Genomic DNA, 26,955 nt, shown 5'->3' on the forward strand with positions numbered 1-26,955 from the left:
TCACGTCAAAACGGAGTTGGGAGCCCCCCACATGCGCACACCCGCCCTGCCCCGAAGAGGCCGCGCCACCGCCCTGCTGGCCACCGGCGCGGCCCTGACCGCGAGCCTGCTCCTGCCCACCGCCGGAGCGGCCGGGGCCACCCCCGTCACGGCCCCCGCGGCCCGTACCGCACCGGCCGCCGCCACCGACGCGCCCGACATACCGGTCGCGAACGTCAAGGCTCACCTGAGCCAGTTGCAGTCCATAGCCGACGCCAACGGCGGCAACCGCGCCCACGGACGGGCCGGTTACAAGGCGTCCGCCGACTACGTGAAGGCCAAGCTGGACGCGGCCGGCTTCACCACGACCGTCCAGCAGTTCACTGCCGGCGGCGCCACCGGCTACAACGTCGTCGCGGACTGGCCCGGCGGCGACACCAACCACGTCGTCTTCGCCGGCTCGCACCTGGACTCCGTCGGCCGGGGTCCCGGCATCAACGACAACGGCTCCGGCTCGGCCGGGGTCCTCGAAGTCGCCCTCGCCGTCGCCCGGTCCCACTACAAGCCCGACAAGCACCTGCGGTTCGCCTGGTGGGGAGCCGAGGAACTGGGCATGCGCGGCTCGCAGGCCTACGTCGACCAGCTCTCCGCCGACGACCGGTCGAAGATCGACGAGTATCTGAACTTCGACATGATCGGCTCACCCAACCCGGGCTACTTCGTCTACGGCTACGACGCCCGGCTCAAGTCCCTCTTCGAGAACTGGTTCACCGCCAAGAACATCGCCACCGAGGTCGACACCGAGGGCGACGGCCGCTCCGACCACGCGCCCTTCCAGCAGGCGGGCGTGGCCGTGGGCGGGCTGTTCAGCGGCGCCGACTACATCAAGACCGACGAGCAGGCCGGCAAGTGGGGCGGCACCTCCGGGCAGCCCTTCGACGCCTGCTACCACCAGTCCTGCGACACCTCCGCCAACATCGACGACACCGCGCTGGGCACCAACACCGCCGCCATCGCGAGTGCCGTCTGGTCGCTGAGCGGCAGCACCCCGCCGTCCGGGGACCGTTGAGGCGACAGCAGCACCGACCGTGCGAGGGGCCGGGGGATCACCGATCCCCCGGCCCCTCGGCCGGACCCTGCGCCGTGAAGTGCTACGCCGTGATGTCCTTCGAGGTGAAGCGCGCCCACGCCGCCGAGCCGAAGAACGCCGCGTACAGCAGCTGCAGCAGCAGATTGTGCTGCACCTGGTCCCAGTAGACGGGCGCGCGCAGCAGATCCGCGAAACTCAGCCAGTAGTGCGGGAAGAGATACGGCTGGATCGCCGACAACTGCGGGAACTGGTCGAGGATCTGGACCGTGATCAGCAGCCCCACCGTGGTGGCCATCGCCGCGATGCCGCTGTTGGTGAGCGTGGAGACGAACAGGCCCAGCGCCGCGATCCCGGTGAGCGAGAGCGCCACCAGACCCGCGATGGCCAGCGCCCGCACTATGCCCTCGCCCAGGGACACACTCGTCCCGCTGATGAGCGTCACATCGCCGAGCGGGAACAGCAACGCGCCCACGGCCAGCGCCGAGACCGCGACAGCGAGCGTCGCGGCCAGACAGAAGGCCAGCACCGTCGCGTACTTGGCGAGCAGCAGCCGGGTACGGCCCGCGGGCGCGACCAGCAGATAGCGCAGCGTGCCCGAACTGGCCTCGCCCGCCACCGAGTCGCCCGCGATCACCCCGATCGCCATCGGCAGGAAGAACGGCAGCGTCGCGGCGAGCGAGGCGAAGACCAGGAACAGGCCATTGCCCGTGACCTGGCCGATGAACGCGGGGCCCGCCCCGCTTCCGTGCCGGCCCGCCGTGCCCCCGCCGCTCGTCTCGATCTTCACGGCGATGCCGACGACCACGGGCACGACCGCGAGTATCCCCAGCAGCGCGAGGGTGCGCCAGCGGCGGAAGACCGTCGTCACCTCGCTGCGCAGCAGCGAGAGCGCCCACAGCGGGCGCGGGGCCCGCCCCGGCACGCTCGCGGGACCGGCCGACAACTCAGCCGACATCGAAACCCTCCCCGGTCAGTGCCACGAACGCGTCCTCCAGCGAGGCCCGTTCGGTGCCGAAGGCCCGCACCCGCACCTGCGCGGCCACGAGCGCGGCGTTGAGGTCGGCGAGGTCGAGCGGCTCGGCGTCCGGGCCGTCGGGGACGGGCGGATCGCCGGTGACGCGGTCGTCGGCGACCACGAGATCGGTCACGCCGTGCTCCTTCAGGACGCGCACGGCGTCCGTGGTGTCGGGGGTGGTCACGGCCAGCCGGCCGCGCGCGGAGGAGGCCAGCGCGGCCACCGTGCCCTGCACGAGCAGCCTGCCCTGCGCCATGACGGCGGCGTGCGAACAGACCTGCTCGATCTCGTCCAGCAGGTGCGAGGAGAGGAAGACGGTCGTGCCGTCGGCCGCCAGCTCCCGCACCAGCGAACGGATCTCGCGCATGCCCTGCGGATCGAGGCCGTTGGTGGGCTCGTCGAGGACGAGCAGCTCGCGGGGCTGCAGCAGGGCCGCCGCGAGCCCCAGACGCTGCTTCATGCCCAGCGAGTACGCCCGCGCCCTCTTCCCCGCGGCGGCCGTCAGCCCCACCCGCTCCAGGGCGGCGGCCACCCGGGCGGACCGGGTGCGCGGATCGGCGTCGGGATCGGCCGCGTCGAAGCGCACCAGATTGTCCCGGCCGCTGAGGAAGCCGTAGAGGGCGGGGCCCTCGATGAGCGCCCCCACCCTGGGCAGCACCCGCCGCGCGGCCCGCGGCATCGGCTCGCCCAGCACCCGGGCGGAACCCGAGGTCGGCTCGATCAGGCCCATGAGCATGCGGATGGTGGTGGTCTTGCCGGAGCCGTTGGGCCCCAGGAAACCGAAGACGCTGCCGCGCGGGACGGCCAGGTCGAGCCGGTCGACAGCGAGCTGTCCGCCGCGGTAGCGCTTGGTGAGACCACGCGTCTCGATCACGGCGGACAGCTCGCTCATCGCACTCCTTCTCGCCCCGGCGCGGGGCTGCTCGACTACTTCCCGGCCGCGGCGTCGGCGGCCTTCACCAGGGCGTCCTTGGTGACGGCGCCCACGTACACCTTGCCGCTGTCGGTCACCAGGGCGTTGACGATCCGGGTGGAGACCAGCCGGCCGGAGCCGAACTTCCCGGAGACCTGCTCGCCGAAGCCGTCGAGCAGGGAGCCGCCCATGACCTCGCCCTTGGCGCCCTTGCTCTCCTTGCCGCTCTGCGGGACGCCGCCCTTGGGGCCCTGCAGTTCGGCGATCGTGGTCCAGCCCTTGCCGATCACGTTCGGCGAGGAGAGCGCGCCGGGGCCGAAGTCGCCGTGCCCGGCGCCCCGGTGGTCCTTGGCGTCCTTGCCGCCCTTGCCGTCCTGCGCGTGGTGCCCGGACTCCTCGGTGACCTTCGCGCCCTTCGGCGGGGTGAAGTCGAAGGTGCTCGCGGCCGGCTTGCCGAAGTCGACCTTCGTGAAGCCCGCGTCGACGACCGGCTTGCCGCCGCCCTTGGCCAGGAGCGTGAACTTCAGCGGCACCCCGGTCTTCCCGTCGACCGCGATCCGCGCCGAGGCGACCGTCGTCCCGTCCTGCTTGGGCGTGACCACCAGCTGGTAGGCGTCGCGGCCGGCCACCTTGGCCGTGCCGTCGACCGTCACCGACGTGGAGTCGTCGACGGCGGACAGCGCCCTCTTCGCCAGCTCCTGCGGGGAGGCGTCCTTCAGCCCGCCCGCGTCCTGCCGCTCCCGGGCGGCCGCGTCGCGCGGCGCCGTCGAGTGGTGCACGCTGTTGCTCGCGCTGTCGTACGCCCACACCTGGTCGCCGTTGCGGACGACGCTGTACTCGGCGGCCCGCTCGACGATCGACACCCGCTGCTTGTCGGGGCCGTCGAAGGCCACTCTCAGCGTGTGCGTCCCGGAGGCCAGTTCGGTCAGCTTCTCCTGCGGGGACGCGGCGTCCTTGTCGCCCTTGCCGCCATTGCCGCCCTTCGCGGCCCCGCCCACGTCACCGAGGGACAGGCCCGAGGGCAGCGACGGCAGCCCCAGGTCCGTGGTCACGCGCACCGAGCCGGAGAGCTGCTTGGCGTCCGCCCCGGCCATCTTGGCTATCAGGTCCTGCGCGCTGATCCGCGGCAGATCCGGGTCGCCGCTGCTCGCGAGCGCCGTACCGATGCCGATCGACGCGGCCGCGACCCCCGCGACCGCGACGGGCACCCCGTAGCGCAGCGCCTTGCGGCGGCCCGACGTGCCGAAGTCCCCCTCGCCGGCATCCCGGTTGGTCCCGTTTCCTGCCATGTGCTCTACCTCCGTGGTCGGCGGCCGGCCTTCACGTGCGGTGCACCCACCCCCGGGGCCCATTGTGGCCCTGCCACCCGGTGGTGGCGCCGGGTGCCCGGAGCATTTCCCCGGTCCCGCTACCCCTCGATTCCACCAAACCGGACCCCTCCGGGGCATCAGCCGCGGGGATCAAAACCATGTCCGCCTCGGGTATGACGGCCCGTAGCCACCCCGGACACCCCAGGACGGACCCGAAGCCCCCAGGGAGGACGGACAGCCCCGACGGAAACGCGACGCCGCACGGAGAGCACGGCCTGCGCGGGACGGGCGCCGCCCGGCAGGACGACACGGCCTCGGCAAGACAGCACAGCCACGGCGGGCAACGCGGCACCGCGCGAAGGCCACGGCCCGCGCCGGAGCGGCACGCCCCCGGCGGAACGGGCGCAGCCCGGCAGGACGACACGGCCTCAGCAAGGCGGCGGAGCCGTCGCCTCAGCCCGCGCGGTGCACCACCGCGTCGCACAGGTTCTCCAGCGCGGCCTTGGCGAAGCCCTCCGGCAGGGGTGCGAGGATCGCGCGGGCCTCGCGCGCGTAGCGGATGGTGTCCCGGCGGGCCTGCTCCAGCGCCGGGTGGGCGCGCAGCCGGCGCAGCACCTCCGCGAGCAGCGCGTCGTCGCCCAGGTCCCCGTCGAGCATCCGGCACAGCTCCAGGTCGGCCGGGCAGCCGGTGGCCGCCGCCTGTGCCCGCAGGTGCAGCACGGGCAGCGTGGGGATGCCCTCGCGCAGGTCCGTGCCCGGGGTCTTGCCGGACTCGTGGGAGTCGCTGGCGATGTCCAGTACGTCGTCGGCGAGTTGGAAGGCGGTGCCCAGCCGCTCCCCGTACCGGGTCAGCACATCGACGGTGCGCTCGTCGGCGCCGGACATCATGGCGCCGTACCGTCCGGAGACGGCGATGAGGGAGCCGGTCTTGCCGGCGATGACGTCCAGGTAGTGCTCGACGGGGTCGCGTCCGTCGCGCGGGCCCGCGGTCTCCAGGATCTGACCGGTCACCAGCCGCTCGAACGCCTCCGCCTGGATGCGTACGGCCTCCGGGCCGAGGTCGGCCAGGATGCGCGAGGCGCGGGCGAAGAGGAAGTCACCCGTGAGGACCGCGACCGAGTTGCCCCAGCGGGCGTTGGCGCTGGCCACTCCGCGCCGCACCTCGGCCTCGTCCATGACGTCGTCGTGGTAGAGCGTGGCCAGATGGGTGAGCTCGACGACGACGGCCGAGGGGACCACGCCCGGGGCGTACGGGTCACCGAACTGCGCGGCCAGCATCACCAGCAGCGGCCGGAACCGCTTGCCGCCCGCCCGCACCAGATGCTGGGCCGCCTCGGTGATGAAGGGCACGTCGCTCTTGGTGGCCTCCAGGAGGCCCTCCTCGACAGCGGCCAAACCGGCCTGGACATCGGCTTCAAGAGCCTGGTCCCGCACGCTCAGCCCGAAAGGCCCGACGACGGTCACGAGGGGTACTCCTGTCTGCCTGCGATCACGGGGATTGTCGATGTGTCGCTGTCTTTACCGAAAGTCAGCGTATCCGGTCGGCTGTCGATCACCGTGGGCGCCCATCGCTTCCGCGCTGTCCGCCGCGCCCGGCGCCGCTCCCCCGCAGGATGCCCCCGCTCGGTTCCGCAAGGCTCTTTTCGGCCGCGGGCGGGCGGTTACGGGCCGTACGGCGACCGGGCCCGGGCCGCAACCGCTCCCGGACCCGGGCCCGTCCGCGCGGCGGCCGCCCGCCCGGCCGCCCGCCCTCCCCGCCGGCGGGGCCGCTCACGCCAGTGCCGCCACCGCCTTCGCCAGCCGCGGTGAGGCGTACTCGGTGCCGCACACGAAACGCATCACCGGGCCGTAGCTCGCCGCCGCCGGCAGGCCCGTGAAGAACAGGCCCGGTACCGAGGCGCGGTAGCCGGCGCCGAGGCGCGGCCCGCCGGCGGCCACCGCGATCCTCGTGCGCAGCCCGTGTCCGAGGAAGTCCATGGCGCCGAGGTCCACGTGGTAGCCCGTCGCCGCGATGACGTGGTCGGCGCTCAGCTCGCCCGCGTCCGCGCCGTCGGCCTCGGCGAGGGTGAGGACGGGACGGCCGTCCACCACTTTCGCCCCCACGATGTGCTTGCCCTCGGTGACCCGCACCCGCCCCACGAAGCGTTCGCGCAGCCACCAGGCGCCCAGCGGGCCGAGCACCCGGCGCACCAGGTAGCCGCGGGTGCGCGGCGGCAGCAGGCGGAAGCCGTCGGCGTAGGAGGAGAACGCGTACAGCGACCAGGCCCGCCCGAAGGGGCTGTCCGGCTTGAGGGCCGGCTGCTCGTCGGGCGCCGCCCCGAACCGCACCGCGCCCCGCCGCCGCGCCAGCACCCGCACGGACGCGCCCGCCTCCGCGAGCAGTACCGCGCTCTCCAGCGCGGACTGGCCGGCGCCGACGACCAGGACCTCCCGGCCGGCGAAGCGGGACAGGTCGCGGTGCTGCGAGCTGTGCGAGATCGCGCCGCTCGCCGAGGGCCCGTCCGGCACCGCGGCGGCCAGGGCCCGCGGCACCCGCGCGAGCCCGCTCAGCCCGGTGGCGACCACGACCGCGCGGGCGGCGAACTGCTCGCCCGAGTCCAGCTTCAGCTCGAAGCCGCCGCCCCGGCGGTCCACGGAGACCACGCGCACCTGCTCCAGCTCGGGCACCAGCCGCCGCTGGAACCACAGCCCGTAGCGGGAGAAGGTCTCGACGGGGATGGTGTCCCAGTCCGACTCGTAGCGCCGCTCCCCCACGTCACGGCAGAAGTCGAGCAGGGTGTGCCCCGGCTGCGGGGCGTCGATGTTCGAGGCGACGGGTGTGGACTTCAGCAGCATCCCGGCGGGCATGTGCTCGCGCCAGCTCACCATGGGCGAGCCGAAGACGCGGGTCGCCACGGCGCGGGCCCGCAGATGGGCGGCGGTCGACAGTCCGTACGGTCCGGCCCCGATGATGGCAACGGGCAGTGTCACGGGTCCCCTCCCAGGGCGTCGTTCGACGACGCGGTCGCTGTGCGCCTGCTCGACGTGGTCAACGTGATCGACGTGCTCGGTGTGATCGACGCGCTCGGTGTGCTGGATGTGCTGGACGGTGCTCGGTTCGACGGATGACGCGCGCCCACGGGACGTACTGGGACGGTACGCCATCGCTCAGCGCCCGGTGGCCTGTTCGCCCTCCCCCGTGGCCGCCGCCGCGCGCCGGGCGCGCCACAGCTGCCACAAGTGCCGCGCGCCCGGCCGGACGAAGCGGGCCAGCATCGTGAAGAACGGCTTGATGTCGTCGCGCGCGGCCCACGCCAGCTCCGTGCCGTTCGCGCGCGGTGGCGCGTGCGGCGTGGTGTAGCCGCTGCGGCGGTAGGCGGCGAGGGCGGGCAGGTCGATGTTCTCCACGACGAAGCGCCGGCCGGCCAGTTGCTCGCCCTCGGGGACCTTGCGGCCGGTGAGGTCCAGGTGCTGGGCGCGCACGACGTCGATGCCGGTCTCGCTCTCGAACAGCCGGAACTGCGCGCCCATCCGGGGGTTGAAGTCCAGCAGTTTGCAGCGTCCGTCACGGCGGTCGAAACGCCAGTCGAGATCGACGATTCCGCAGAAACCGATCTGCTTGATGAACTGGGCCGTCATGTCGGCGAGTTCGGGGTTGTCCACGACGTACGCGCACGCCGTCATGCCCGCGTGCGGCGGCCACGAGCGCACCTTGACCCCTGTGAACATCGCCAGCGGCGTGGACTCGGCGTCGAAATAGGCGTGGACGATCCAGTCCTCGGCCTCCTCGCGCGGCAGATACTCCTGAAGGATCACCCCGGGCGCCTCGCCCCAGCCGCGCGCGAGGCGCAGCAGTTCGCGCGGTCCGGCGATGCGCGTCGTGCCGTGCACGGCGGGCCGCCGCCGGCGCTCGAACGCCTCCCGGTTCTTGGCGACGACGGGGAAACGGGCCCGCGCCGCGAACTCCTCGATCTCCGCGTACGAGCCGGGGAAGGCGGCCTCCGGCGAGGGCACCCCGTGCTCCGCGCACAGCTCGTGCAGGCCCTGCTTGCTCGCGAGTCTGCGCGGCAACTCCCGCTCCACGGGCGGGAAGAGGAACGTCCCGGCGAGCTGCTCGCCGTGCTCGGCGATCAGCACGGCGGCCTCCTCGTCGGTGGGCAGCAGCACCGTCGGCCGCCCGATGCGCCGGCCGATCCGCAGCAGCCCCTCGACGAGCTCCTCCGCCCGCTCCGTGCCGGTCGTCGGCCAGACGAAGGCGCGGCGCAGATAGCGGGAGGCGGCGGCCGGGGTCCAGCGGTCCTCGGTCACCGCGTACATCGGGACACCGAGTCTGCCCAGGCTGCGGATGGCGCCGACCCCGCCGTGGTGCAGGGGATAGTCGCCGATCTTGACAATGAGTCCGGGAACGGAACGGTCCGCCGCGACGGTCGCACCCTTGATCGCCACCAGCATCCCCCTCGGCCACTCAGCCGCAGCGGCCCCCCCACTGTGCGTGACCCGATTAAGGACGCTACTTCGGAATTGCCGCTTCCAGCAAGGAGTTACCGGACATTGCCTACTCCTTGGCCTGCCACAGGGCAGGGATTGAAGGAAGTTTCGCACGCCTTTCTAGTGCGTTTCGAGCGATTCCCGGGATGTTGTTCGAGCCCGTTCCGGACATCCCTACGGAAACGGTCCCGCCCGCTGCAACCGGAAGCGGAGCGCGGTCACGCACCGGGGCCATCCCGGCACCGACGCACCGCCCTTGCCTTCGTGCGTCCGACAACTAATGTGGGCTGCGGCCACCGAGGCACCGGGCTGCACAGGAGCGCCCAGGAGAGAGCGAGGCAGCGTCACATGCCCGAGCACAACCCCCGGCACCTGTCCGAAGGCGATCCCTTCGGCGCGCACACCCTCCCCTACGGCGTCTTCACACCCCCCGGAGCGCCCGAGGACCCCGCGAACCGCCGGATCGGCGTGCGCCTGGGCGGGCGGGTCCTGGACGCCGCGGCCGCCGCCGCGGCCCACGGCTCGCCGCACGCCGCCCTGCTGGCGCAGCCGGTCCTCAACCCGCTGATGGCGGCGGGCCGTTCGGTGTGGCAGGCCGTACGGGCCGAGGTGCGCGCCTGGGCCGCGGCGCCGGGGAGCGAGGCCCACTGCCATCCCCTGGAGGCCGTCACGCTGCACCTGCCGTTCGAGGTCGCCGACTACGTCGACTTCTACGCCAGCGAGCACCACGCGACCAACGTCGGCCGCATCTTCCGTCCGGACAGCGAGCCGCTCACCCCCAACTGGAAGCACCTGCCGATCGGTTACCACGGCCGCGCCGGTACCGTCGTCGTCTCCGGTACGGACGTCGTGCGGCCGAAGGGACAGCTCAAGGCCCCCGGCGACGCCGCCCCCTCCTTCGGGCCCTCGCGGCGCCTGGACATCGAGGCCGAGGTCGGCTTCGTCGTCGGCACCCCCTCCGACCGCCCCGTGACGCAAGGGGACTTCCGCGAGCACGTCTTCGGCGTGTGCCTGGTCAACGACTGGTCCGCGCGCGACATCCAGGCGTGGGAGTACGTGCCGCTCGGCCCGTTCCTCGGCAAGTCCTTCGCGACCTCCGTCTCCGCGTGGATCACCCCCCTGGAGGCGTTCGACGCCGCCCGTACGGCCCCGCCGGAGCGCACGTACCCGCTGCTGCCCTACCTCGACGACTCCGGCGCCGCCGAGCCGGGCGGCATCGACCTGCGCATCGAGGTGAGCGTCAACGGCGGGACGGTCTCCCGGCCGCCGTTCGCCTCCATGTACTGGACGGCCGCGCAGCAGCTGGCCCACATGACCGTCAACGGGGCGACGCTGCGCACGGGCGACCTGTTCGCCTCCGGCACCGTCAGCGGCCCCGAACCCGACCAGCTGGGCTGCCTGCTGGAGCTCACGGCGGGCAAGGGCCCCTATCTGGCGGACGGCGACGAGGTCACCCTCACCGCGTGGGCGCCGGGCCCCGACGGCGCCCGGATCGGCCTGGGCGAGGTCACCGGCCGCGTCCTGCCCGCGCGCGACTGAGCCCCGTAACACGCTGTTGCCCGGCGCCCCTTCGGTGAAGGGGCGCCGGGCAACGGCCGTACGGACCCGCCGGGCGCCGCTCAGCGCGCGAACACCGCGGCCTGGCCCGCCAGATGCAGGAAGTACTGCGGGGCGATACCGAGGACGAGCGTGACCACGACCCCCAGGGCGATGGCCGTCGACGTCAGCGCGCTGGGCACCGCCACCGACGGCCCTTCCGGACGCGGCTCGTTGAAGAACATCAGCACGATCACCCGGATGTAGAAGAACGCGGCGATCGCCGAGGCCACCACACCCACGATCACCAGCGGCACGGCCCCGCCCTGCGCGGCCGCCTTGAACACCGCGAACTTCCCCGCGAAGCCACTGGTGAGCGGAATGCCCGCGAAGGCCAGCAGGAACACCGCGAAGACCGCCGCCACCAGCGGCGAACGGCGGCCCAGACCGGCCCACTTGGACAGCTGCGTCGCCTCGCCGCCCGCGTCCCGCACCAGCGTCACGACCGCGAACGCCCCGAGCGTGACGAAGGAGTAGGCGGCGAGGTAGAACAGCACCGCAGAGATCCCCTCCGGGCTCGTCGCGACGACACCGGCGAGGATGAACCCGGCGTGCGCGATGGAGGAGTAGGCCAGCAGCCGCTTCACATCGGTCTGTGTGACGGCCACGATCGCGCCCACCAGCATCGTGACGATCGCGACCCCCCACATCACCGGCCGCCAGTCCCAGCGCATCCCCGGCAGCACCACGTACAGCAGCCGCAGCAGCGCGCCGAACGCGGCGACCTTGGTGGCCGCCGCCATGAAGCCCGTGACGGGCGTGGGGGCCCCCTGGTAGACGTCCGGCGTCCACATGTGGAACGGCACCGCGCCGACCTTGAACAGCAGGCCCATCAGCACCATCGCGCCGCCGACCAGCAGCAGCGCGTCGTTGCCGGTCGTGCCGACGAGCGCCGGGTCGACCGCCGGCGCCGTCCCGCCGACGACATCCGCGATGCCCGCGTAGGTGACCGTGCCCGCGTAGCCGTACAGCAGGGCGATGCCGAACAGCAGGAACGCCGAGGAGAACGCGCCCAGCAGGAAGTACTTCACCGCCGACTCCTGCGACAGCAGCCGCTGCCGGCGGGCCAGCGCGCACAGCACGTACAGCGGCAGGGAGAAGACCTCCAGGGCGACGAACAGCGTCAGCAGATCGTTCGCGGCCGGGAAGACCAGCATGCCGCCGACCGCGAACAGCAGCACCGGGAAGACCTCGGTGGTGGTGAACCCGGCCTTCACGGCCGCCTGTTCGGCCGCTCCGCCCGGCACGGCGGCGCCCTGCGCGGCGAAGGAGTCCACGGGCCGGCCGTGCGCCGCCGGGTCCAGCCGCCGCTCCGCGAAGGTGACCACCGCGACCAGGGACACCAGCAGGATCGTGCCCTGGAGGAAGAGCGCCGGGCCGTCGACGGCGACCGCGCCCATCGCGGCGGTGTGCGCCTTGTCCGTGGCGTAGCCGCCGGCGGCCAGGGCGATCACCGCGGCGAAGGCGGCGGCGAGCCCGACGACGCTCAGCAGCAGCTGCGCGGGATGCCGGGTGCGGCGCGGCAGGAACGCCTCCGCCAGAATGCCCAGGACGGCCGCGCCGAGCACGATCAGCGTCGGGGACAGCTGCGCGTACTCGATGTGCGGTGCCGGGATCCTCTTCGCTCCGGCGGCCGGGACCGCCCCGGCCGACATCGTCCACAGGCTGTGGACGAAGGCTGGCTGGCTCACTTCGCGGCCTCCACATCGTTCACCGGGGCCTGCTGCGCCGGGACGTCCGGCACCGGCACCCTGGGCTTGGGGTCGACCCTGCCGACCTGCGACATCGTGTGCGCCACCGCCGGGTTCACCAGGTCCGTGACCGGCTTGGGGTAGACACCGAGGAACAGCAGCAGCGCGATCAGCGGGGTGACGACGGCCAGTTCGCGCGGCCGCAGGTCCGGCATGCCGCGCACCCCCTCCCGCACCGGGCCGGTCATGGTGCGCTGGTAGAGCACCAGGACGTACAGCGCGGCCAGCACGATGCCGAGCGTCGCGATGACACCGGCCGCCGGATAGCGGCTGAACGTGCCGACCAGGACGAGGAATTCGGAGACGAACGGCGCCAGGCCCGGCAGCGACAGCGTGGCCAGCCCGCCGACGAGGAAGGTGCCCGCGAGCACCGGGGCGACCTTCTGCACCCCGCCGTAGTCCGCGACGAGCCGCGAGCCCCGCCGCGAGATCAGGAAGCCGGCGACGAGCAGCAACGCGGCCGTGGACAGGCCGTGGTTGAGCATGTAGAGCGTCGCGCCGCCCTGGCCCTGGCTCGTCATCGCGAAGATGCCCAGGACGATGAAGCCGAAGTGCGAGATCGACGCGTAGGCGATCAGCCGCTTGATCTCCTTCTGGGCCACCGCGAGCAGCGCCCCGTAGACGATGCTCACCAGCGACAGCGCCACGATCACCGGCGTCGCCCACTTCGAGGCCTCCGGGAAGAGCTGGAGGCAGAACCGCAGCATCGCGAACGTGCCGACCTTGTCGACCACGGCCGTGATGAGCACGGCCACGGGCGCCGTCGCCTCGCCCATCGCGCCGGGCAGCCACGTGTGCAGCGGCCACAGCGGCGCCTTGACCGCGAAGGCGAAGAAGAAGCCCAGGAACAGGGCCCGTTCGGTGACGGTCGCGAAGCCGAGCCGGCCCGACGCCCGCGCCTGGACGATCTCCTGGAGGGAGAACGTGCCGGCGCCGAGCTGGTGCGCGGTGACCGCGTACAGCCCGATGACCGCCGCCAGCATGATCAGCCCGCCGGCCAGGTTGTACAGCAGGAACTTCACCGCCGCGGCGGAGCGGCGGGCCGGGGCCCCCGCGTCGCCCTCGCCCGCGCGGTCCCCGAAGCCGCCGATGAGGAAGTACAGCGGAATGAGCATGGCTTCGAAGAAGATGTAGAAGAGGAACACGTCGGTGGCCTCGAAGGCGACGACCACCATGGCCTCGACCATCAGGACGAGCGCGAAGAAGCCCTGGGTGGGCCGCCAGCGGCGGTTCGCGGCCCCGCCCTCCGCGGGCGTCTCCAGCGCGTCCGCGTCGTGCCAGCCGGAGAGCATGACGAAGGGCACCAGCAGCGCGGTCAGGGCGATCAGCACGACCGCGATGCCGTCCACGCCCAGCTCGTAGCGGACCCCGAAGTCGGCGATCCAGGCGTGGGATTCGGTGAGCTGGAAGGCCGCCGTGCTGCCGGTGTCGAAGCGGACGAGCTGCACGACCGCCAGGGCGAGCGTGACGAGCGAGACGCCCAGGGCGAGGCGCTTGGCGGCCTCGCGGCGCGCGGCCGGCACGGCGGCCGTGACGAGGGCGCCGAGCGCCGGCACGGCGGCGGTGACGGTGAGCAGGGGGAACGCCATGTCAGACCGCCCTCATCAGCAGGGTCGCGGCGATGAGGACCGCCGCACCGCCGAACATCGAGACCGCGTAGGAACGGGCGTAGCCGTTCTGCAGGGTGCGCATCCGGGCCGAGAGCCCGCCGAAGGCGGCGGCCGTACCGACCACGATGCCGTCGATCACCGAGCGGTCGACCGTGGCCAGCGCGCGGGTCAGCCGCCCGCCGCCCCGGACGAACACCACGTGGTTGACGTCGTCCTGGAGCAGATCGCGGCGGGCGACCCGCACGGGCAGCGAGCCGGCCGGCGCCGTGACGGGCACGGGCCCGCGCCCGTACTGCGACCAGGCGAGCGCGGCGCCGACGACGAGCACCACGAGGGTCGCCACCGTGATCGTCAGCGTGCCGACCGGGGAGTGCCCCTCCTCGTGCCCGGTGACCGGCTCCAGCCACTTCACGAAGGCGTCGTCGATGCTGAACAGCCCGCCCGCGAAGACCGAACCGATCGCCAGCACGATCATGGGGATCGTCATGGTGCGCGGCGCCTCGTGCGGCTGGGGCAGATTGCCCGCGGCGTCGGGCTGCCAGCGCTTCTCGCCGAAGAAGGTCAGGACCATCACGCGCGTCATGTAGTACGCGGTGATGGCCGCGCCCAGCAGCGCCGCGCCGCCCAGGATCCAGCCCTCGGTGCCGCCCCGTCCGAACGCCGCCTCGATGATCTTGTCCTTGGAGAAGAAGCCGGACAGCCCCGGGAAGCCGATGATGGCGAGATAGCCGAGCCCGAAGGTGACGAAGGTGATGGGCATGGACGAGCGCAGACCGCCGTAACGGCGCATGTCCACCTCGTCGTTCATGCCGTGCATGACGGAACCGGCCCCGAGGAACAGCCCGGCCTTGAAGAAGCCGTGCGTCACCAGGTGCATGATCGCGAAGACGTAGCCGAGCGGGCCGAGGCCGGCGGCCAGGATCATGTAGCCGATCTGCGACATCGTCGAGCCCGCGAGGGCCTTCTTGATGTCGTCCTTGGCGCACCCGACGATCGCACCGAACAGCAGCGTGACCGCGCCGACGGTGACGACGGCGGTCTGCGCGTCCGGCGCCGCGTCGAAGACCGCCCCGGAGCGGGTGATGAGATACACGCCCGCGGTCACCATCGTCGCCGCGTGGATCAGGGCCGAGACCGGGGTCGGGCCCTCCATCGCGTCACCGAGCCAGGACTGCAGCGGCACCTGCGCGGACTTGCCGCACGCGGCGAGCAGCAACAGCAGCCCCAGCGTCGTCAGCCGTCCCTCGCTCGCCTGTGTGGCGTGCCCGAGGACCGGTGCGAAGGCGAAGGTGCCGAACGTGGTGAACATCAGCATGACGGCGATCGACAGGCCCATGTCCCCGACGCGGTTGACGAGGAACGCCTTCTTCGCCGCCGTGGCCGCGCTCGGCTTGTGCTGCCAGAAGCCGATGAGCAGGTACGAGGCCAGGCCCACGCCCTCCCAGCCGACGTACAGCAGAAGGTAGTTGTCGGCGAGGACGAGCAGCAGCATCGCGGCGAGGAAGAGGTTCAGGTAGCCGAAGAAGCGCACGCGCCGCTCGTCGTGCTCCATGTAGCCCACCGAGTACAGGTGGATGAGCGTGCCCACCCCGGTGATCAGCAGCACGAACGTCATCGACAGCTGGTCGAGCTGGAAGGCCACGTCCGCGCGGAAGCCGCCGACCGGCACCCAGCTGAACAGGTGCGCGTGCAGGGTCCGCCGGTCGCCCGCGCGGGAGAGCATGTCGGCGAAGAGCACGACCGCGATCGCGAAGGAGGCGGCCGCGAGCAGCGTCCCGATCCACGGCCCGCCGCGCGCGAGCGGGCCCGCCGGCGCAGCCCGCCCGTCCCCGGGCACGGCGTCCTCGGGCACGGCGCCCTCGGGGGCGCGCGCCCGGAACAGGGGGCCGCTCAGCAGCACCGCCGAGCCCAGCAGCGGTGCCGCGATGAGCAATCCGATGAGTCTGTCCACGTCAGCGTCCCCTCACAGCTTCAGCAGGTTCGCGTCGTCGACCGAGGCCGAGTGGCGGGAGCGGAAGATCGTCACGATGATCGCCAGCCCCACGACGACCTCGGCCGCGGCGACGACCATCGTGAAGAACGCGATGATCTGGCCGTCGAGGTTGCCGTGCAGCCGGGCGAAGGTGACGAAGGCCAGATTGCAGGCGTTCAGCATCAGCTCGACGCACATGAAGACGACGATCGCGTTCCGCCTGATGAGCACGCCGGCGGCGCCGATGGTGAACAACAGGGCCGCCAGATAGAGATAGTTGACGGGATTCACTCGGCCGCTCCCCTCTCGTCGCCGGCTGCCCCGGCACTGTCGGAGGCAGCCCTGCCCGCGTACTTCTCCGCCTGCCCCAGGCGTCTGCGCGAGCGCCGCTCCAGCGCCGCGAGATCGTCGAACGCCTCCTCGGAGACGTCACGGACCTGTCCGCGCGAGCGGAGCGTGGGGCTGACGGTCAGCTCGGAGGGCGTGCCGTCGGGCAGCAGCGCGGGGATGTCCACCGCGTTGTGCCGGGCGTAGACACCCGGGGCCGGCAGCGGGGTGACGTGCTTGCCGTCGCGGACGCGGGCCTCGGAGCGCTCGCGCTGGGTCGCCGCGCGCTCGGTGCGCTCGCGGTGGGTGAGCACCATCGCGCTGACCGCCGCCGTGATCAGCAGCGCGCCGGTCAGCTCGAAGGCGTAGACGTACTTGGTGAAGACCAGCGCCGCCAACCCCTCCACATTTCCACCGGAGTTGGCCTGGGCGAGGCCCTTGAAGTCCTTCAGGGCGGCGTTCGCGATTCCGGCGAACAGCAGGATGCCGAAGCCGAGGAAGCACAGCCCGGCGAGCAGCCGCTGGCCCCTGATGGTCTCCCGCAGCGAGTCGGCGGCGGTGACACCGACGAGCATGACGACGAACAGGAACAGCATCATGATCGCGCCGGTGTAGACGACGATCTGCACCACGCCCAGGAAGTACGCCCCGTTGGCGAGGTAGAAGACCGCGAGCACGATCATCGTGCCGGCCAGGGACAGGGCGCTGTGCACGGCCTTCTTCATCAGCACCGTGCCGAGCGCGCCGAGGACGGCGACGACGGCCAGGATCCAGAACTGGACGGCCTCGCCCGTGGAAGTGGTCGTCGCGCTCACGCGCCCACCCCCTCACCGGAGTCGGCCGCCCGCCCCGCCGCCTCGGGGGGCCGCTCACCCTGGGAGACCGCGGTCTGCCGCACCGTGCCGGGCGCGGCCCCGGTGACCCGCCCGCGGTAGTAGTCCTGCTCGGTCATCCCCGGGTGGATCGCGTGCGGGGTGTCGACCATGCCCTCCTCCAGGCCCGCGAGCAGCTGCTCCTTGGTGAAGATCAGCGACTCGCGGCTGTCGTCGGCCAGTTCGTACTCATTGGTCATGGTCAGCGCGCGGGTCGGGCACGCCTCGACGCACAGCCCGCACAGGATGCAGCGCAGATAGTTGATCTGGTAGACGCGGCCGTAGCGCTCGCCCGGGGAGTAGCGCTCCTCGTCGGTGTTGTCCGCGCCCTCCACATAGATGGCGTCGGCCGGGCAGGCCCAGGCGCACAGCTCGCAGCCGACGCACTTCTCCAGCCCGTCGGGATGCCGGTTGAGCTGGTGGCGGCCGTGGAAACGCGGCGCCGTGTGCTTCTTCTCCTCCGGATACTGCTCGGTGAGCCGCTTCTTGAACATGGCCTTGAAGGTCACGCCGAAGCCCGCCACCGGGTTGTGCCGGGCCGGCCGGGGCGGGGACTCCCCCCGGCCGGCCCCGAAGGCCCCCGGGGAGCCCGTGGATCCGGGCATCGTCAGCCCTCCTTTCCGTCGCGGGATCCGTCACGCGCGGACTCGTCACGGACAGTATTCACTCCGCCACTGACAATGAGTTCGCCGTCGCGGCGCGGCCGGCGGCGGGGCACCGGCGGCAGGCTCTGCCCGGGCAGCGGCGGCACCGGATGGCCGCCCGCCGTCGGGTCGAACTCCTTCGGCGGGGGCGCCTGCCGCTCCCCGCCCCCGGGACGGCCGCGGAAGACGTCGGCGACGAAGGACAGCAGCAGGACCGCGAGGACGGCGCCGCCGACGTAGAGCACGACGTGCTGCGCGTCGTAGTTCTCGTTGCGCAGCGCGCGCACGGACGCGACGAGCATCAGCCACACCATCGACACCGGGATGAGGACCTTCCACCCCAGCTTCATGAACTGGTCGTAGCGCAGCCTGGGCAGCGTGCCGCGCAGCCAGATGAAGAAGAACAGCAGCACCTGCAACTTGACGACGAACCACAGCAGCGGCCACCAGCCGTGGTTGGCGCCCTCCCAGAACGCGGAGACCGGGTACGGGGCCCGCCAGCCGCCGAGGAAGAGGGTCACCGCGATCGCCGAGACGGTCACCATGTTGACGTACTCGGCGAGCATGAACATCGCGAACTTGATGGACGAGTACTCGGTGTTGAAGCCGCCGACGAGGTCGCCCTCGGACTCCGGCAGGTCGAAGGGCGCCCGGTTGGTCTCCCCGACCATCGCCACGATGTAGATGACGAACGACACCGGCAGCAGCAGTACGTACCAGCGGTCGTGCTGGGCGTCGACGATCGTCGACGTCGACATCGAGCCCGAGTAGAGGAAGACCGAGGCGAAGGCGACGCCCATCGCGATCTCGTAGGAGATCATCTGCGCGCACGAGCGCAGGCCCCCCAGCAGCGGGTAGGTCGAGCCCGAGGACCAGCCGGCGAGCACGATCCCGTAGATCCCGACGGAGGCCGTCGCCAGCACGTACAGCACGGCGATCGGCAGGTCGGTGAGCTGCATCGCGGTGCGGTGGCCGGCGATCGAGATCTCGTTGCCGGCCGGGCCGAAGGGGATCACGGCGACGGCCATGAACGCGGGGATCGCCGAGACGAGCGGCGCGAGGAGATAGACCGCCTTGTCCGCGCGCTTGACGATCACGTCTTCCTTGAGCATGAGCTTGATGCCGTCGGCGAGCGACTGCAACAGCCCCCACGGGCCGTGCCGGTTGGGGCCGATGCGCAGCTGCATCCAGGCGACGACCTTGCGCTCCCACACGATCGAGAACAGCACCGTCACCATGACGAACGCGAAGCAGAAGACGGCCTTGAGAAGGATCAGCCACCACGGGTCGCGGCCGAAGAAGGAGAGGTCCTCGGCAGCCAGCGGTGTCGCCGGGGCGAGGTGCGGCATGACGCTCACGGGCGGACCTCCGGGGCGGGACGCGCGCATGCGCATACGCGCGGACGGGCGAACGAAGTCGGGCGGCCGGAGAGTTCAGGACGGATCCGCAGCACGACGGCCACCGGCCCGCCCCCGGGCCGCACGAACGGAACACGGCGACGCCGGGACGCCGGGCCGGGCAAGCCCGGGCGAAGACGGTGCGCTGCGACCACCGGCCCGCCCCCGGGACCCGGCCTCACGAACGGAACGCGGCGACGCCGCGATGCCAGGCCGGGCAAGCCCGGGCGGAGACGGTGCGCGGCAGCCACTGACCCGCCTGCAAGGCAGGGCCGCGCGAGCGGAACATGGCGACACCGGGCCGCCGGACCGGTCGTCTCCAGGCGGAATCGGCGCGTGACGACCACCGGCCCGCCCCTGGGGCACGGCCGCGCGAACGGAACACGGCGACGCAGGGATGCCAGGCCGGGCAAGCCCGGGCGGAGACGGTGCGCGGTGGCCACTGACCCGTCCCCGACGCAGGACCGCACGAACGGAACACGGAGACACCGGGCCCCCAGGCCGGGCAGCCCCGGGCGGGGGCGAGGCACGGCGGTCACCGGCCCGCCTCCGTGGCACGACCGGCAACCGGCCCCTGACGGAAACGGAACTCGGCGGCACCGGGCCGCAACGCCTGGCAGCCCCGAGGGGAAACGACGCGCAGCGGTCACCGGCCCGCCTCCGGGGTCTGCGTGCCGGCGGGTGTGTCGGCCGGTGCCGTGATGCGGACCGGTTCGCCCGGGCGGGCGCCGGTGTCCGAAGTGAGGCCGCCGCCGGTGGAGTTGAGCGGGAGCCATACGACGCGGTCCGGCATGTCGGTCACCTTCAGCGGCAGGCGGACGCTTCCGGTGGGGCCGGTGACGACGAGCGGGTCGCCGTCGCGCACGCCCGCCTCGGCGGCGGTGGCCGCGGAGAGCCGGGCGAGGGCCGCGTGCCGGGTGCCGGCGAGCGCGTCGTCGCCCTCCTGGAGCAGCCCCCGGTCCAGCAGCAGCCGGTGGCCGGCGAGGACGGCCTCGCCGGCCCCGGGTGCGGGCATCTGGCGGGCGCTCTCCGCCGGGCCGGTGGCGTACGGGCCCTGCCAGGCGCCGAGGCGGCGCAGCTCGGCGCGGACGGCCTCGACGTCCGGCAGGTCCAGCCGGCCGCGCCCGTCGCCCGCCGCCTCGGCCATGGCGTCGGCGAGCATGTGCAGGACGCGGGCGTCGCACGGTACATGACGGTGCGTCAGCTGGTCGGGGGTGATCGCGGTCCCGAACGGCCGCAGCCGCCCCTCCCAGTCGAGGAACGCCCCCGCCTTCTCCGCGACGGCCGCGACCGGCAGCACCACGTCGGCGCGCTCGGTCACCTCGCCCGGCCGCAGCTCCAGGCTGACGAGGAAGCCGACGGCCTCCAGCGCCTCCCGGGCCCGGGCCGGGTCGGGCAGGTCGGCGGGCTCGACCCCGCCGACCAGCAGGGCGCCCAGCTCCCCGGTGGCGGCGGCCTCGACGATCTGGCCGGTGTCCCGGCCGGGCCTGCGCGGGAGTTCGGGAACGCCCCAGGCGAGCGCGGTTTCCTCGCGGGCGCGCGGGTCGGTGGCCGGGCGGCCGCCGGGCAGCAGCCCGGGCAGGGCGCCCGCCTCCAGCGCACCGCGCTCCCCCGCCCGGCGCGGCATCCACACCAGCGCCGCCCCGGTCGCGTCGGCGGCCTCGGCGACGGCGGTGAGCGCTCCGGGGACGGCCGCGAGCCGCTCACCGGCGACGATCACCGCGCCCGGCGCACGCAGCGCCTCGGCGGCACTCTGCCCGGCCGGGTCCAGGCCGACGCCGGAGGCCAGGGCCCGCAGCCACTCGGTCTCGGTGCCGGGGGCGGCGGGCAGCAGCGTGCCGCCCGCCTTGCGCAGGCCGCGCGTGGCGTGGGTGGCGAGCGCGAACGTCCGCTGCCCGCGCCCCCGGTGGGCCTTGCGCAGCCGCAGGAAGACCGCCGGCGCCTCCTCCTCGGCCTCGATCCCGGCGAGCAGGACGGCGGGCGCCTGCTCCAGTGACGTGTAGGTGACGCCCGTCCCGTCGAGGTCGCGGCCGCGCCCGGCGACGCGGGCGGCGAGGAAGTCGGCCTCCTCGGCGCTGTGCGGGCGGGCGCGGAAGTCGACGTCGTGGGTGTCGAGGGCGACGCGGGCGAACTTGGCGTAGGTGTAGGCGTCCTCGACGGTCAGCCGGCCGCCGGTGAGCACGGCGGCGCGGCCGCGCGCGGCGGCCAGCCCCTTCGCGGCCGCCGCCAGCGCCTCCGGCCAGCTCGCGGGCGCCAGCACGCCGTCGGGGCCGCGGACGAGCGGGGCGGTGAGCCGGTCCGGCAACTGCGCGTAGCGGAACGCGAAGCGGCCCTTGTCGCACAGCCACTCCTCGTTGACCTCCGGGTCCTCGGCCGCGAGCCGGCGCATCACCTTGCCGCGCCGGTGGTCCGTACGCGTCGCGCAGCCGCCCGCGCAGTGCTCGCACACCGACGGCGAGGAGACGAGGTCGAAGGGGCGGGAGCGGAACCGGTACGCCGCCGAGGTCAGCGCGCCGACCGGGCAGATCTGGATGGTGTTGCCGGAGAAGTACGACTCGAAGGGCTCGCCGCCCCCGATACCGACCTGCTGCAGGGCACCCCGCTCGATCATCTCGATCATCGGGTCGCCGGCGATCTGCTGCGAGAAGCGGGTGCAGCGCGCGCACAGCACGCACCGCTCGCGGTCGAGCAGCACCTGCGGGGAGATCGGCACGGGCTTGGGGAAGGTCCGCTTGCGGCCCTCGAAGCGCGAGTCGGCCTGGCCGGCGGTCATCGCCTGGTTCTGCAGCGGGCACTCGCCGCCCTTGTCGCAGACGGGGCAGTCCAGCGGGTGGTTGATCAGCAGCAGTTCCATCACGCCGCGCTGGGCCTTCTCGGCCACCGGCGAGGTCAGCTGGGTCCTGACGACCATGCCGTCGGTGCAGGTGATGGTGCAGGAGGCCATGGGCTTGCGCTGGCCCTCGACCTCGACGATGCACTGCCGGCAGGCGCCGGCGGGGTCGAGCAGCGGGTGGTCGCAGAAGCGGGGGATCTCGATGCCGAGGAGTTCCGCCGCGCGGATGACGAGGGTGCCCTTGGGGACCGAGACCGCGATCCCGTCGATGGTCAGGGACACCAGGTCCGCCGGCGGGACCGGCGGTCCGCCCGGGGTGGACGCGGACGTGGTGACGGTCATGGCTGCACCTCCGGGTGCCACTGGTCGGAACGCGGCGCGCTGCCCGCGGGGTCGGCCGGGGCGCACACGGCCGGCCGGGGCGCCGGCGTCATGCGCCCACCCCCGTCCGGTGTCCGTCGTCGGCCCACAGCACGGACTTCGCGGGGTCGAAGGGGCAGCCCTTGCCCGTGATGTGCTCCTCGTACTCGGCGCGGAAGTGCCGCAGCGAGGAGACGACGGGCGCGGCGGCGCCGTCACCGAGCGCGCAGAAGGACTTGCCGTCGATGTTCGAGGCGATGTCGGCGAGCTTGTCGAGGTCGTCCTTGCGGCCCCGGCCCGCCTCCAGGTCGCGCAGCAACTGCACGAGCCAGTAGGTGCCTTCGCGGCAGGGCGTGCACTTGCCGCAGGACTCGTGGGCGTAGAACTCCACCCAGCGGGTGACGGCCCGCACCACGCAGGTCGTCTCGTCGAAGCACTGCAGCGACTTGGTGCCCAGCAGTGAGCCGGCCGCGCCGACGCTGTCGAAGTCCAGGGGGACGTCGAGGTGTTCGGGGGTGAACATCGGGGAGGAGGAGCCGCCCGGGGTCCAGAACTTCAGCCGGTGGCCGGGCCGCATCCCGCCGCTCATGTCGAGCAGCTGCCGCAGGGTGATGCCCATGGGGCCCTCGTACTGGCCGGGGGACACGACGTGCCCGGAGAGCGAGTACAGCGTGAATCCGGGGCTCTTGTCGGTGCCCATGGAGCGGAACCACTCCTTGCCCCGCAGGACGATCGCGGGAACCGAGGCGATGGACTCGACGTTGTTCACCACAGTGGGGCACGCGTACAGGCCCGCGACGGCGGGGAAGGGGGGTCGCAGCCGTGGCTGTCCGCGCCGGCCTTCGAGGGAGTCCAGCAGGGCGGTCTCCTCGCCGCAGATGTAGGCGCCCGCCCCCGCGTGCACGGTGAGTTCCACGTCGAGACCGGTGCCCAGGATGTCCCGGCCGAGGTATCCGGCCTCGTACGCCTCGCGCACGGCCTCGTGCAACCGCCGCAGCACGGGGACGACTTCACCGCGCAGATAAATGAAGGCGCGGTCGGAGCGGATGGCGTGGCACGCGATGACGATGCCCTCGATGAGGGTGTGGGGGGAGGCGAAGAGCAGGGGCATGTCCTTGCAGGCGCCGGGCTCGGACTCGTCGGCGTTGACGACGAGATAGTGCGGCTTGCCGTCGCCCTGCGGAATGAACTGCCATTTCATCCCGGTGGGGAAGCCGGCGCCGCCGCGGCCGCGCAGCCCGGAGTCCTTCACCAGGGCGATGACGTCGTCGGGGGGCATGGCGAGCGCCCTGCGGGCGGCCGCCCAGCCGTCGTGGCGCAGGTAGTTCTCCAGGGTCCACGAGCGCGGTTCGTCCCAGTGCGCGCTGAGCACGGGGGCGAGCAGTTTCTCGGGGCTGGTCTCTCCGATGGCGGGTGCCATGGTCATCCCTCCCCCTCCTCGGGGCTGTCGGAGCCCGGCCGCTCGCGCGGGGACGCGTCGGCCGGCGGAGCGGTGCGGGGCGGGCCCACGCGCGGGGACGGCCGCTCGCCGCGGGCGAGCCGAAGGCCCGTCAGGGAGGCGGGTCCGGCGCTGCCGCTCTCCTCGACCGCGCCCGGCCGCGGGTCGGGGAAGCCGGCCAGGATGCGGGCCGTCTCCCGGAAGCCGCACAGGCGCGCCCCGCGGGTGGGGTTCACCGGGTGTCCGGCGCGCAGTCCGTCGACGAGCGCGACGGCGCTGTGGGGCGTCTGGTTGTCGAAGAACTCCCAGTTGACCATCACGACGGGTGCGAAGTCGCAGGCCGCGTTGCACTCGACGTGCTCCAGGGTGATCTTCCCGTCGGCGCTGGTGCCGCCGTTGGCGTGGATGTCCAGGTGGTCCTGGAGCGTCTTGAGGATGGCGTCGCCGCCCATGACGGCGCACAGGGTGTTGGTGCACACCCCGACCTGGTAGTCGCCGCCGGGCTCGCGCCGGTACATGGTGTAGAAGCTCGCCACGGCCGTCACTTCGGCCATGGTGAGCCCCAGCAGTTCGGCGCAGTAGCGCATGCCGCTGCCGGTGACGTACCCCTCCTCGGACTGCACGAGGTGCAGCAGCGGCAGCAGCGCGCTGCGGCTGTCGGGGTAGCGGGCGATGATCTCCTTGGCGTCCGGCTCCAGCCGGGCCCGCACCTCGGCGGGATAGTCCGGCGGCGGCACCTGCGGCATCCCAAGACCGATCTCCGTCATCGGTCGACTCCCCCCATCACAGGGTCGATCGAGGCGACCGCGACGATGACGTCGGCGACCTGGCCGCCTTCGCACATCGCCGCCACCGCCTGCAGGTTGGTGAAGGACGGGTCGCGGAAGTGGACCCGGTACGGGCGGGTGCCGCCGTCGCTGACGGCGTGCACGCCGAGTTCCCCCTTGGGGGATTCCACGGCCGCGTACGTCTGTCCCGGCGGCACCCGGAAGCCCTCCGTCACCAGCTTGAAGTGGTGGATGAGGGCCTCCATCGAGGTGCCCATGATCTTCTTGATGTGGTCGAGGGAGTTGCCGAGGCCGTCCGGGCCGAGGGCCAGCTGCGCGGGCCAGGCGATCTTCTTGTCGGCCACCATGACGGGTCCGGGCCTGAGCCGGTCCAGGCACTGCTCGACGATCCGCAGGGACTGGCGCATCTCCTCCAGGCGGATCAGGAAGCGCCCGTAGGCGTCGCAGGTGTCGGCGGTCGGCACCTCGAAGTCGTAGGTGTCGTAACCGCAGTAGGGCTGCGTCCTGCGCAGGTCGTGCGGCAGGCCCGTCGCGCGCAGGATCGGCCCGGTCGCGCCGAGGGCCATGCAGCCGGCGAGGTCGAGGTAACCGATGTTCTGCAGACGGCCCTTGAAGATGGGGTTGCCGGTGGCGAGCTTGTCGTACTCGGGCAGATTGCGGCGCATCTTCTTGACGAACTCGCGGATCTGGTCGACCGCGCCGGGCGGCAGGTCCTGGGCGAGTCCGCCGGGGCGCACATAGGCGTGGTTCATGCGCAGCCCGGTGATCAACTCGTAGATGTCCAGGATGTGTTCGCGGTCCCGGAAGCCGTAGATCATGATGGTGGTGGCGCCGAGCTCCATGCCTCCGGTGGCGATGGCCACCAGGTGCGAGGCGATGCGGTTCAGCTCCATCAGCAGGACGCGGATGACGGTGGCCCGCTCGGGGATCTGCTCCTCGATGCCGAGGAGTTTCTCCACGGCCAGGCAGTACGCCGTCTCGTTGAAGAACGGCGTCAGATAGTCCATGCGCGTGACGAACGTGGGGCCCTGGGTCCAGGTGCGGTACTCCAGGTTCTTCTCGATGCCGGTGTGGAGGTAGCCGATGCCGCAGCGGGCTTCGGTGACGGTTTCGCCGTCAATCTCCAGGATGAGCCGGAGCACGCCGTGCGTGGAGGGGTGCTGTGGGCCCATGTTGACGACGATGCGCTCGTCGTCGGCCTTCTTCGCCGCTTCGACGACCTCGTCCCAGTCGCCGCCGGTGACGGTGTAGACGGTGCCCTCGGTGGTCTCGCGCGGACCCGGCGTGTGTGCCGCTGTGGACATCAGGTGTACGACCTCCGCTGGTCCGGGGCCGGGATCTGGGCGCCCTTGTACTCGACGGGGATCCCGCCCAGGGGGTAGTCCTTGCGCTGGGGGAAGCCCTGCCAGTCGTCCGGCATCATGATCCGGGTGAGCGCGGGGTGGCCGTCGAAGACGAGGCCGAAGAAGTCGTAGGTCTCGCGCTCGTGCCAGTCGTTGGTGGGGTAGACGTCGACGATCGAGGGCACGTGCGGATCGCTGTCGGGGGCGCTGACCTCCAGCCGGATCAGCCGGTTGTGGGTGATCGAGCGCAGGTGGTAGACCGCGTGCAGCTCGCGGCCCTTGTCCCCGGGGTAGTGCACTCCGCTGACGCCGGTGCACAGTTCGAAGCGCAGCGCGGGGTCGTCGCGCAGGGTGCGGGCGACGCGCGGCAGGTGCTCGCGGGCGATGTGGAAGGTGAGTTCGCCGCGGTCGACGACGGTCTTCTCGATCGCGTTCTCCGGCAGCAGGCCCTGTTCCTCCAGGGCGCCTTCGAGTTCGTCGGCCACCTCGTCGAAGCTTCCGTGTCCGGCCTCGCCGCGTGGGCCCCCGTACGGCCGGGTCGCCTCGCCCGGCATCCGTACGGTCCGTACCAGGCCGCCGTAGCCGGAGGTGTCCCCGCCGTTGCGGGCGCCGAACATGCCGTGCCGGACGTCGATGACCTCGCCGGCCTCCTCCCGCTGCGCGGGCACCTGCTCGGGGGGTCGTTCCTGCTCGCTCACCGCAGCAGCCCCTTCATCTCGATCAGCGGCAGGGCGTCGAGGGCCTTCCGCTCCGCCTCGGCCTCGGCGGCCGCGCGGTGGGCGCCGAGCTTCTCGCCGCGGATCTTCCGGTGCAGCTTGAGGATCGCGTCGAGGAGCATCTCGGGGCGGGGCGGGCAGCCGGGCAGATAGATGTCGACGGGCACGATGTGGTCGACGCCCTGCACGATGGCGTAGTTGTTGAACATGCCGCCGCTGGAGGCGCAGACGCCCATGGAGATCACCCACTTGGGGTTGGGCATCTGGTCGTAGACCTGCCGCAGGACGGGTGCCATCTTCTGGCTGACCCGCCCGGCCACGATCATCAGGTCGGCCTGCCGGGGCGAGCCCCGGAAGACCTCCATGCCGAAGCGGGCGAGGTCGTAGCGGCCGGCTCCGGTGGTCATCATCTCGATGGCGCAGCAGGCCAGTCCGAAGGTGGCCGGGAAGACGGACGACTTGCGGGCCCACCCGGCGGCCTGTTCGACCGTGGTCAGCAGGAAGCCGCTGGGCAGCTTCTCTTCGAGTCCCATT

Annotated in this window: 21 protein-coding genes; 2 read left to right on the forward strand and 19 right to left on the reverse strand. The window is 72.4% G+C overall.

All coding sequences use genetic code 11. The features are described 5' to 3' along the window. Window positions 1-31: 31 nt before the first annotated feature. On the forward strand, window positions 32-1,048 hold the full coding sequence (locus ACFP1Z_RS17220) for a M28 family metallopeptidase (RefSeq protein ID WP_390317259.1): 1,017 nt from the start codon (window positions 32-34) through the stop codon (window positions 1,046-1,048). An 82-nt stretch (window positions 1,049-1,130) separates the two neighbouring features. Here the strand turns inward: ACFP1Z_RS17220 and ACFP1Z_RS17225 are convergent, their stop codons facing one another. The 6 genes from ACFP1Z_RS17225 to ACFP1Z_RS17250 form a co-directional block, all read right to left on the reverse strand. Continuing rightward, complete coding sequence (locus tag ACFP1Z_RS17225; RefSeq protein ID WP_390317260.1) at window positions 1,131-2,024, reverse strand: ABC transporter permease; 894 nt, start codon at window positions 2,022-2,024, stop codon at window positions 1,131-1,133. Next, window positions 2,014-2,976, reverse strand: a complete 963-nt coding sequence (locus ACFP1Z_RS17230; RefSeq protein ID WP_390317262.1) for an ABC transporter ATP-binding protein — start codon at window positions 2,974-2,976, stop codon at window positions 2,014-2,016. The genes ACFP1Z_RS17225 and ACFP1Z_RS17230 overlap by 11 nt, the downstream gene beginning before the upstream one ends. Window positions 2,977-3,011: 35 nt before the next feature. After that, a complete protein-coding gene (locus ACFP1Z_RS17235; RefSeq protein WP_390317263.1) occupies window positions 3,012-4,286 on the reverse strand; it encodes a LolA family protein in 1,275 nt (424 codons plus the stop codon). A 474-nt stretch (window positions 4,287-4,760) separates the two neighbouring features. Beyond that, window positions 4,761-5,771 carry a polyprenyl synthetase family protein gene (locus tag ACFP1Z_RS17240; protein ID WP_390317264.1) on the reverse strand — a complete coding sequence of 337 codons (1,011 nt, stop codon included), beginning with the start codon at window positions 5,769-5,771 and terminating at the stop codon, window positions 4,761-4,763. Between the two features lie 306 nt (window positions 5,772-6,077). Continuing rightward, window positions 6,078-7,277: an NAD(P)-binding domain-containing protein gene (locus ACFP1Z_RS17245; RefSeq protein ID WP_390317265.1), complete on the reverse strand. Its 1,200-nt coding sequence runs from the start codon at window positions 7,275-7,277 to the stop codon at window positions 6,078-6,080. 177 nt (window positions 7,278-7,454) lie between these two features. Next, on the reverse strand, window positions 7,455-8,738 hold the full coding sequence (locus ACFP1Z_RS17250) for a carboxylate--amine ligase (RefSeq protein ID WP_390317266.1): 1,284 nt from the start codon (window positions 8,736-8,738) through the stop codon (window positions 7,455-7,457). Window positions 8,739-9,122: 384 nt separating this feature from the next. On the opposite strand from ACFP1Z_RS17250, the gene fahA reads away from it, so the two are divergent. Next, window positions 9,123-10,313: a fumarylacetoacetase gene (fahA, locus tag ACFP1Z_RS17255; protein WP_390317267.1), complete on the forward strand. Its 1,191-nt coding sequence runs from the start codon at window positions 9,123-9,125 to the stop codon at window positions 10,311-10,313. Between the two features lie 80 nt (window positions 10,314-10,393). On the opposite strand, the gene nuoN is transcribed toward fahA, so the two are convergent. The 13 genes from nuoN to ACFP1Z_RS17320 form a co-directional block, all read right to left on the reverse strand. Then, the gene (gene nuoN / locus ACFP1Z_RS17260; RefSeq protein ID WP_390317345.1) at window positions 10,394-12,025 is read right to left on the reverse strand and encodes an NADH-quinone oxidoreductase subunit NuoN; all 1,632 of its coding nucleotides are present in this window, start codon (window positions 12,023-12,025) and stop codon (window positions 10,394-10,396) included. A 32-nt stretch (window positions 12,026-12,057) separates the two neighbouring features. Then, a complete protein-coding gene (locus tag ACFP1Z_RS17265) occupies window positions 12,058-13,710 on the reverse strand; it encodes an NADH-quinone oxidoreductase subunit M (RefSeq protein ID WP_390317268.1) in 1,653 nt (550 codons plus the stop codon). A gap of 1 nt (window position 13,711) precedes the next feature. After that, on the reverse strand, window positions 13,712-15,682 hold the full coding sequence (gene nuoL / locus ACFP1Z_RS17270; protein WP_390317269.1) for an NADH-quinone oxidoreductase subunit L: 1,971 nt from the start codon (window positions 15,680-15,682) through the stop codon (window positions 13,712-13,714). Between the two features lie 12 nt (window positions 15,683-15,694). Then, entirely contained in the window at window positions 15,695-15,994 is a 300-nt protein-coding gene (gene nuoK / locus ACFP1Z_RS17275) for an NADH-quinone oxidoreductase subunit NuoK (RefSeq protein WP_390317270.1), read from the reverse strand. Further along, the gene (locus ACFP1Z_RS17280; RefSeq protein WP_390317271.1) at window positions 15,991-16,845 is read right to left on the reverse strand and encodes an NADH-quinone oxidoreductase subunit J; all 855 of its coding nucleotides are present in this window, start codon (window positions 16,843-16,845) and stop codon (window positions 15,991-15,993) included. Before ACFP1Z_RS17280 ends, nuoK begins: the two co-directional genes overlap by 4 nt. After that, on the reverse strand, window positions 16,842-17,507 hold the full coding sequence (gene nuoI / locus ACFP1Z_RS17285) for an NADH-quinone oxidoreductase subunit NuoI (RefSeq protein ID WP_390317272.1): 666 nt from the start codon (window positions 17,505-17,507) through the stop codon (window positions 16,842-16,844). The genes ACFP1Z_RS17280 and nuoI overlap by 4 nt, the downstream gene beginning before the upstream one ends. Before the next feature lie 2 nt (window positions 17,508-17,509). Next, on the reverse strand, window positions 17,510-18,895 hold the full coding sequence (gene nuoH / locus ACFP1Z_RS17290) for an NADH-quinone oxidoreductase subunit NuoH (protein WP_390317346.1): 1,386 nt from the start codon (window positions 18,893-18,895) through the stop codon (window positions 17,510-17,512). Window positions 18,896-19,589: 694 nt separating this feature from the next. After that, window positions 19,590-22,118, reverse strand: coding sequence for an NADH-quinone oxidoreductase subunit G (locus ACFP1Z_RS17295; RefSeq protein ID WP_390317273.1), 2,529 nt, complete (start codon window positions 22,116-22,118; stop codon window positions 19,590-19,592). Window positions 22,119-22,206: 88 nt separating this feature from the next. Next, a complete protein-coding gene (gene nuoF, locus ACFP1Z_RS17300) occupies window positions 22,207-23,562 on the reverse strand; it encodes an NADH-quinone oxidoreductase subunit NuoF (protein ID WP_390317275.1) in 1,356 nt (451 codons plus the stop codon). Then, window positions 23,559-24,341, reverse strand: a complete 783-nt coding sequence (nuoE, locus tag ACFP1Z_RS17305) for an NADH-quinone oxidoreductase subunit NuoE (RefSeq protein WP_390317276.1) — start codon at window positions 24,339-24,341, stop codon at window positions 23,559-23,561. Before nuoE ends, nuoF begins: the two co-directional genes overlap by 4 nt. After that, on the reverse strand, window positions 24,338-25,666 hold the full coding sequence (locus ACFP1Z_RS17310; RefSeq protein ID WP_390317277.1) for an NADH-quinone oxidoreductase subunit D: 1,329 nt from the start codon (window positions 25,664-25,666) through the stop codon (window positions 24,338-24,340). Before ACFP1Z_RS17310 ends, nuoE begins: the two co-directional genes overlap by 4 nt. Beyond that, on the reverse strand, window positions 25,666-26,403 hold the full coding sequence (locus ACFP1Z_RS17315) for an NADH-quinone oxidoreductase subunit C (protein WP_390317278.1): 738 nt from the start codon (window positions 26,401-26,403) through the stop codon (window positions 25,666-25,668). Before ACFP1Z_RS17315 ends, ACFP1Z_RS17310 begins: the two co-directional genes overlap by 1 nt. After that, entirely contained in the window at window positions 26,400-26,954 is a 555-nt protein-coding gene (locus ACFP1Z_RS17320; protein ID WP_390317279.1) for a NuoB/complex I 20 kDa subunit family protein, read from the reverse strand. Before ACFP1Z_RS17320 ends, ACFP1Z_RS17315 begins: the two co-directional genes overlap by 4 nt. Window position 26,955 lies beyond the last annotated feature (1 nt).

Source organism: Streptomyces gamaensis, from assembly GCF_042656465.1.
Lineage (GTDB): Bacteria > Actinomycetota > Actinomycetes > Streptomycetales > Streptomycetaceae > Streptomyces > Streptomyces gamaensis.

Excerpts from the sequence above, each read along its gene's own strand:
- ACFP1Z_RS17295 (WP_390317273.1), bottom strand. The coding sequence starts at position 22,118 with ATGACCGTCACCACGTCCGCGTCCACCCCGGGCGGACCGCCGGTCCCG.
- nuoI (WP_390317272.1), bottom strand. The coding sequence starts at position 17,507 with ATGCCCGGATCCACGGGCTCCCCGGGGGCCTTCGGGGCCGGCCGGGGG.
- ACFP1Z_RS17310 (WP_390317277.1), bottom strand. The coding sequence starts at position 25,666 with ATGTCCACAGCGGCACACACGCCGGGTCCGCGCGAGACCACCGAGGGC.
- nuoE (WP_390317276.1), bottom strand. The coding sequence starts at position 24,341 with ATGACGGAGATCGGTCTTGGGATGCCGCAGGTGCCGCCGCCGGACTAT.
- ACFP1Z_RS17230 (WP_390317262.1), bottom strand. The coding sequence starts at position 2,976 with ATGAGCGAGCTGTCCGCCGTGATCGAGACGCGTGGTCTCACCAAGCGC.
- nuoH (WP_390317346.1), bottom strand. The coding sequence starts at position 18,895 with ATGCCGCACCTCGCCCCGGCGACACCGCTGGCTGCCGAGGACCTCTCC.
- ACFP1Z_RS17320 (WP_390317279.1), bottom strand. The coding sequence starts at position 26,954 with ATGGGACTCGAAGAGAAGCTGCCCAGCGGCTTCCTGCTGACCACGGTC.
- nuoF (WP_390317275.1), bottom strand. The coding sequence starts at position 23,562 with ATGACCATGGCACCCGCCATCGGAGAGACCAGCCCCGAGAAACTGCTC.
- ACFP1Z_RS17265 (WP_390317268.1), bottom strand. The coding sequence starts at position 13,710 with ATGGCGTTCCCCCTGCTCACCGTCACCGCCGCCGTGCCGGCGCTCGGC.
- ACFP1Z_RS17225 (WP_390317260.1), bottom strand. The coding sequence starts at position 2,024 with ATGTCGGCTGAGTTGTCGGCCGGTCCCGCGAGCGTGCCGGGGCGGGCC.
- ACFP1Z_RS17250 (WP_390317266.1), bottom strand. The coding sequence starts at position 8,738 with ATGCTGGTGGCGATCAAGGGTGCGACCGTCGCGGCGGACCGTTCCGTT.
- fahA (WP_390317267.1), top strand. The coding sequence starts at position 9,123 with ATGCCCGAGCACAACCCCCGGCACCTGTCCGAAGGCGATCCCTTCGGC.
- ACFP1Z_RS17235 (WP_390317263.1), bottom strand. The coding sequence starts at position 4,286 with ATGGCAGGAAACGGGACCAACCGGGATGCCGGCGAGGGGGACTTCGGC.
- ACFP1Z_RS17220 (WP_390317259.1), top strand. The coding sequence starts at position 32 with ATGCGCACACCCGCCCTGCCCCGAAGAGGCCGCGCCACCGCCCTGCTG.
- nuoN (WP_390317345.1), bottom strand. The coding sequence starts at position 12,025 with ATGTCGGCCGGGGCGGTCCCGGCCGCCGGAGCGAAGAGGATCCCGGCA.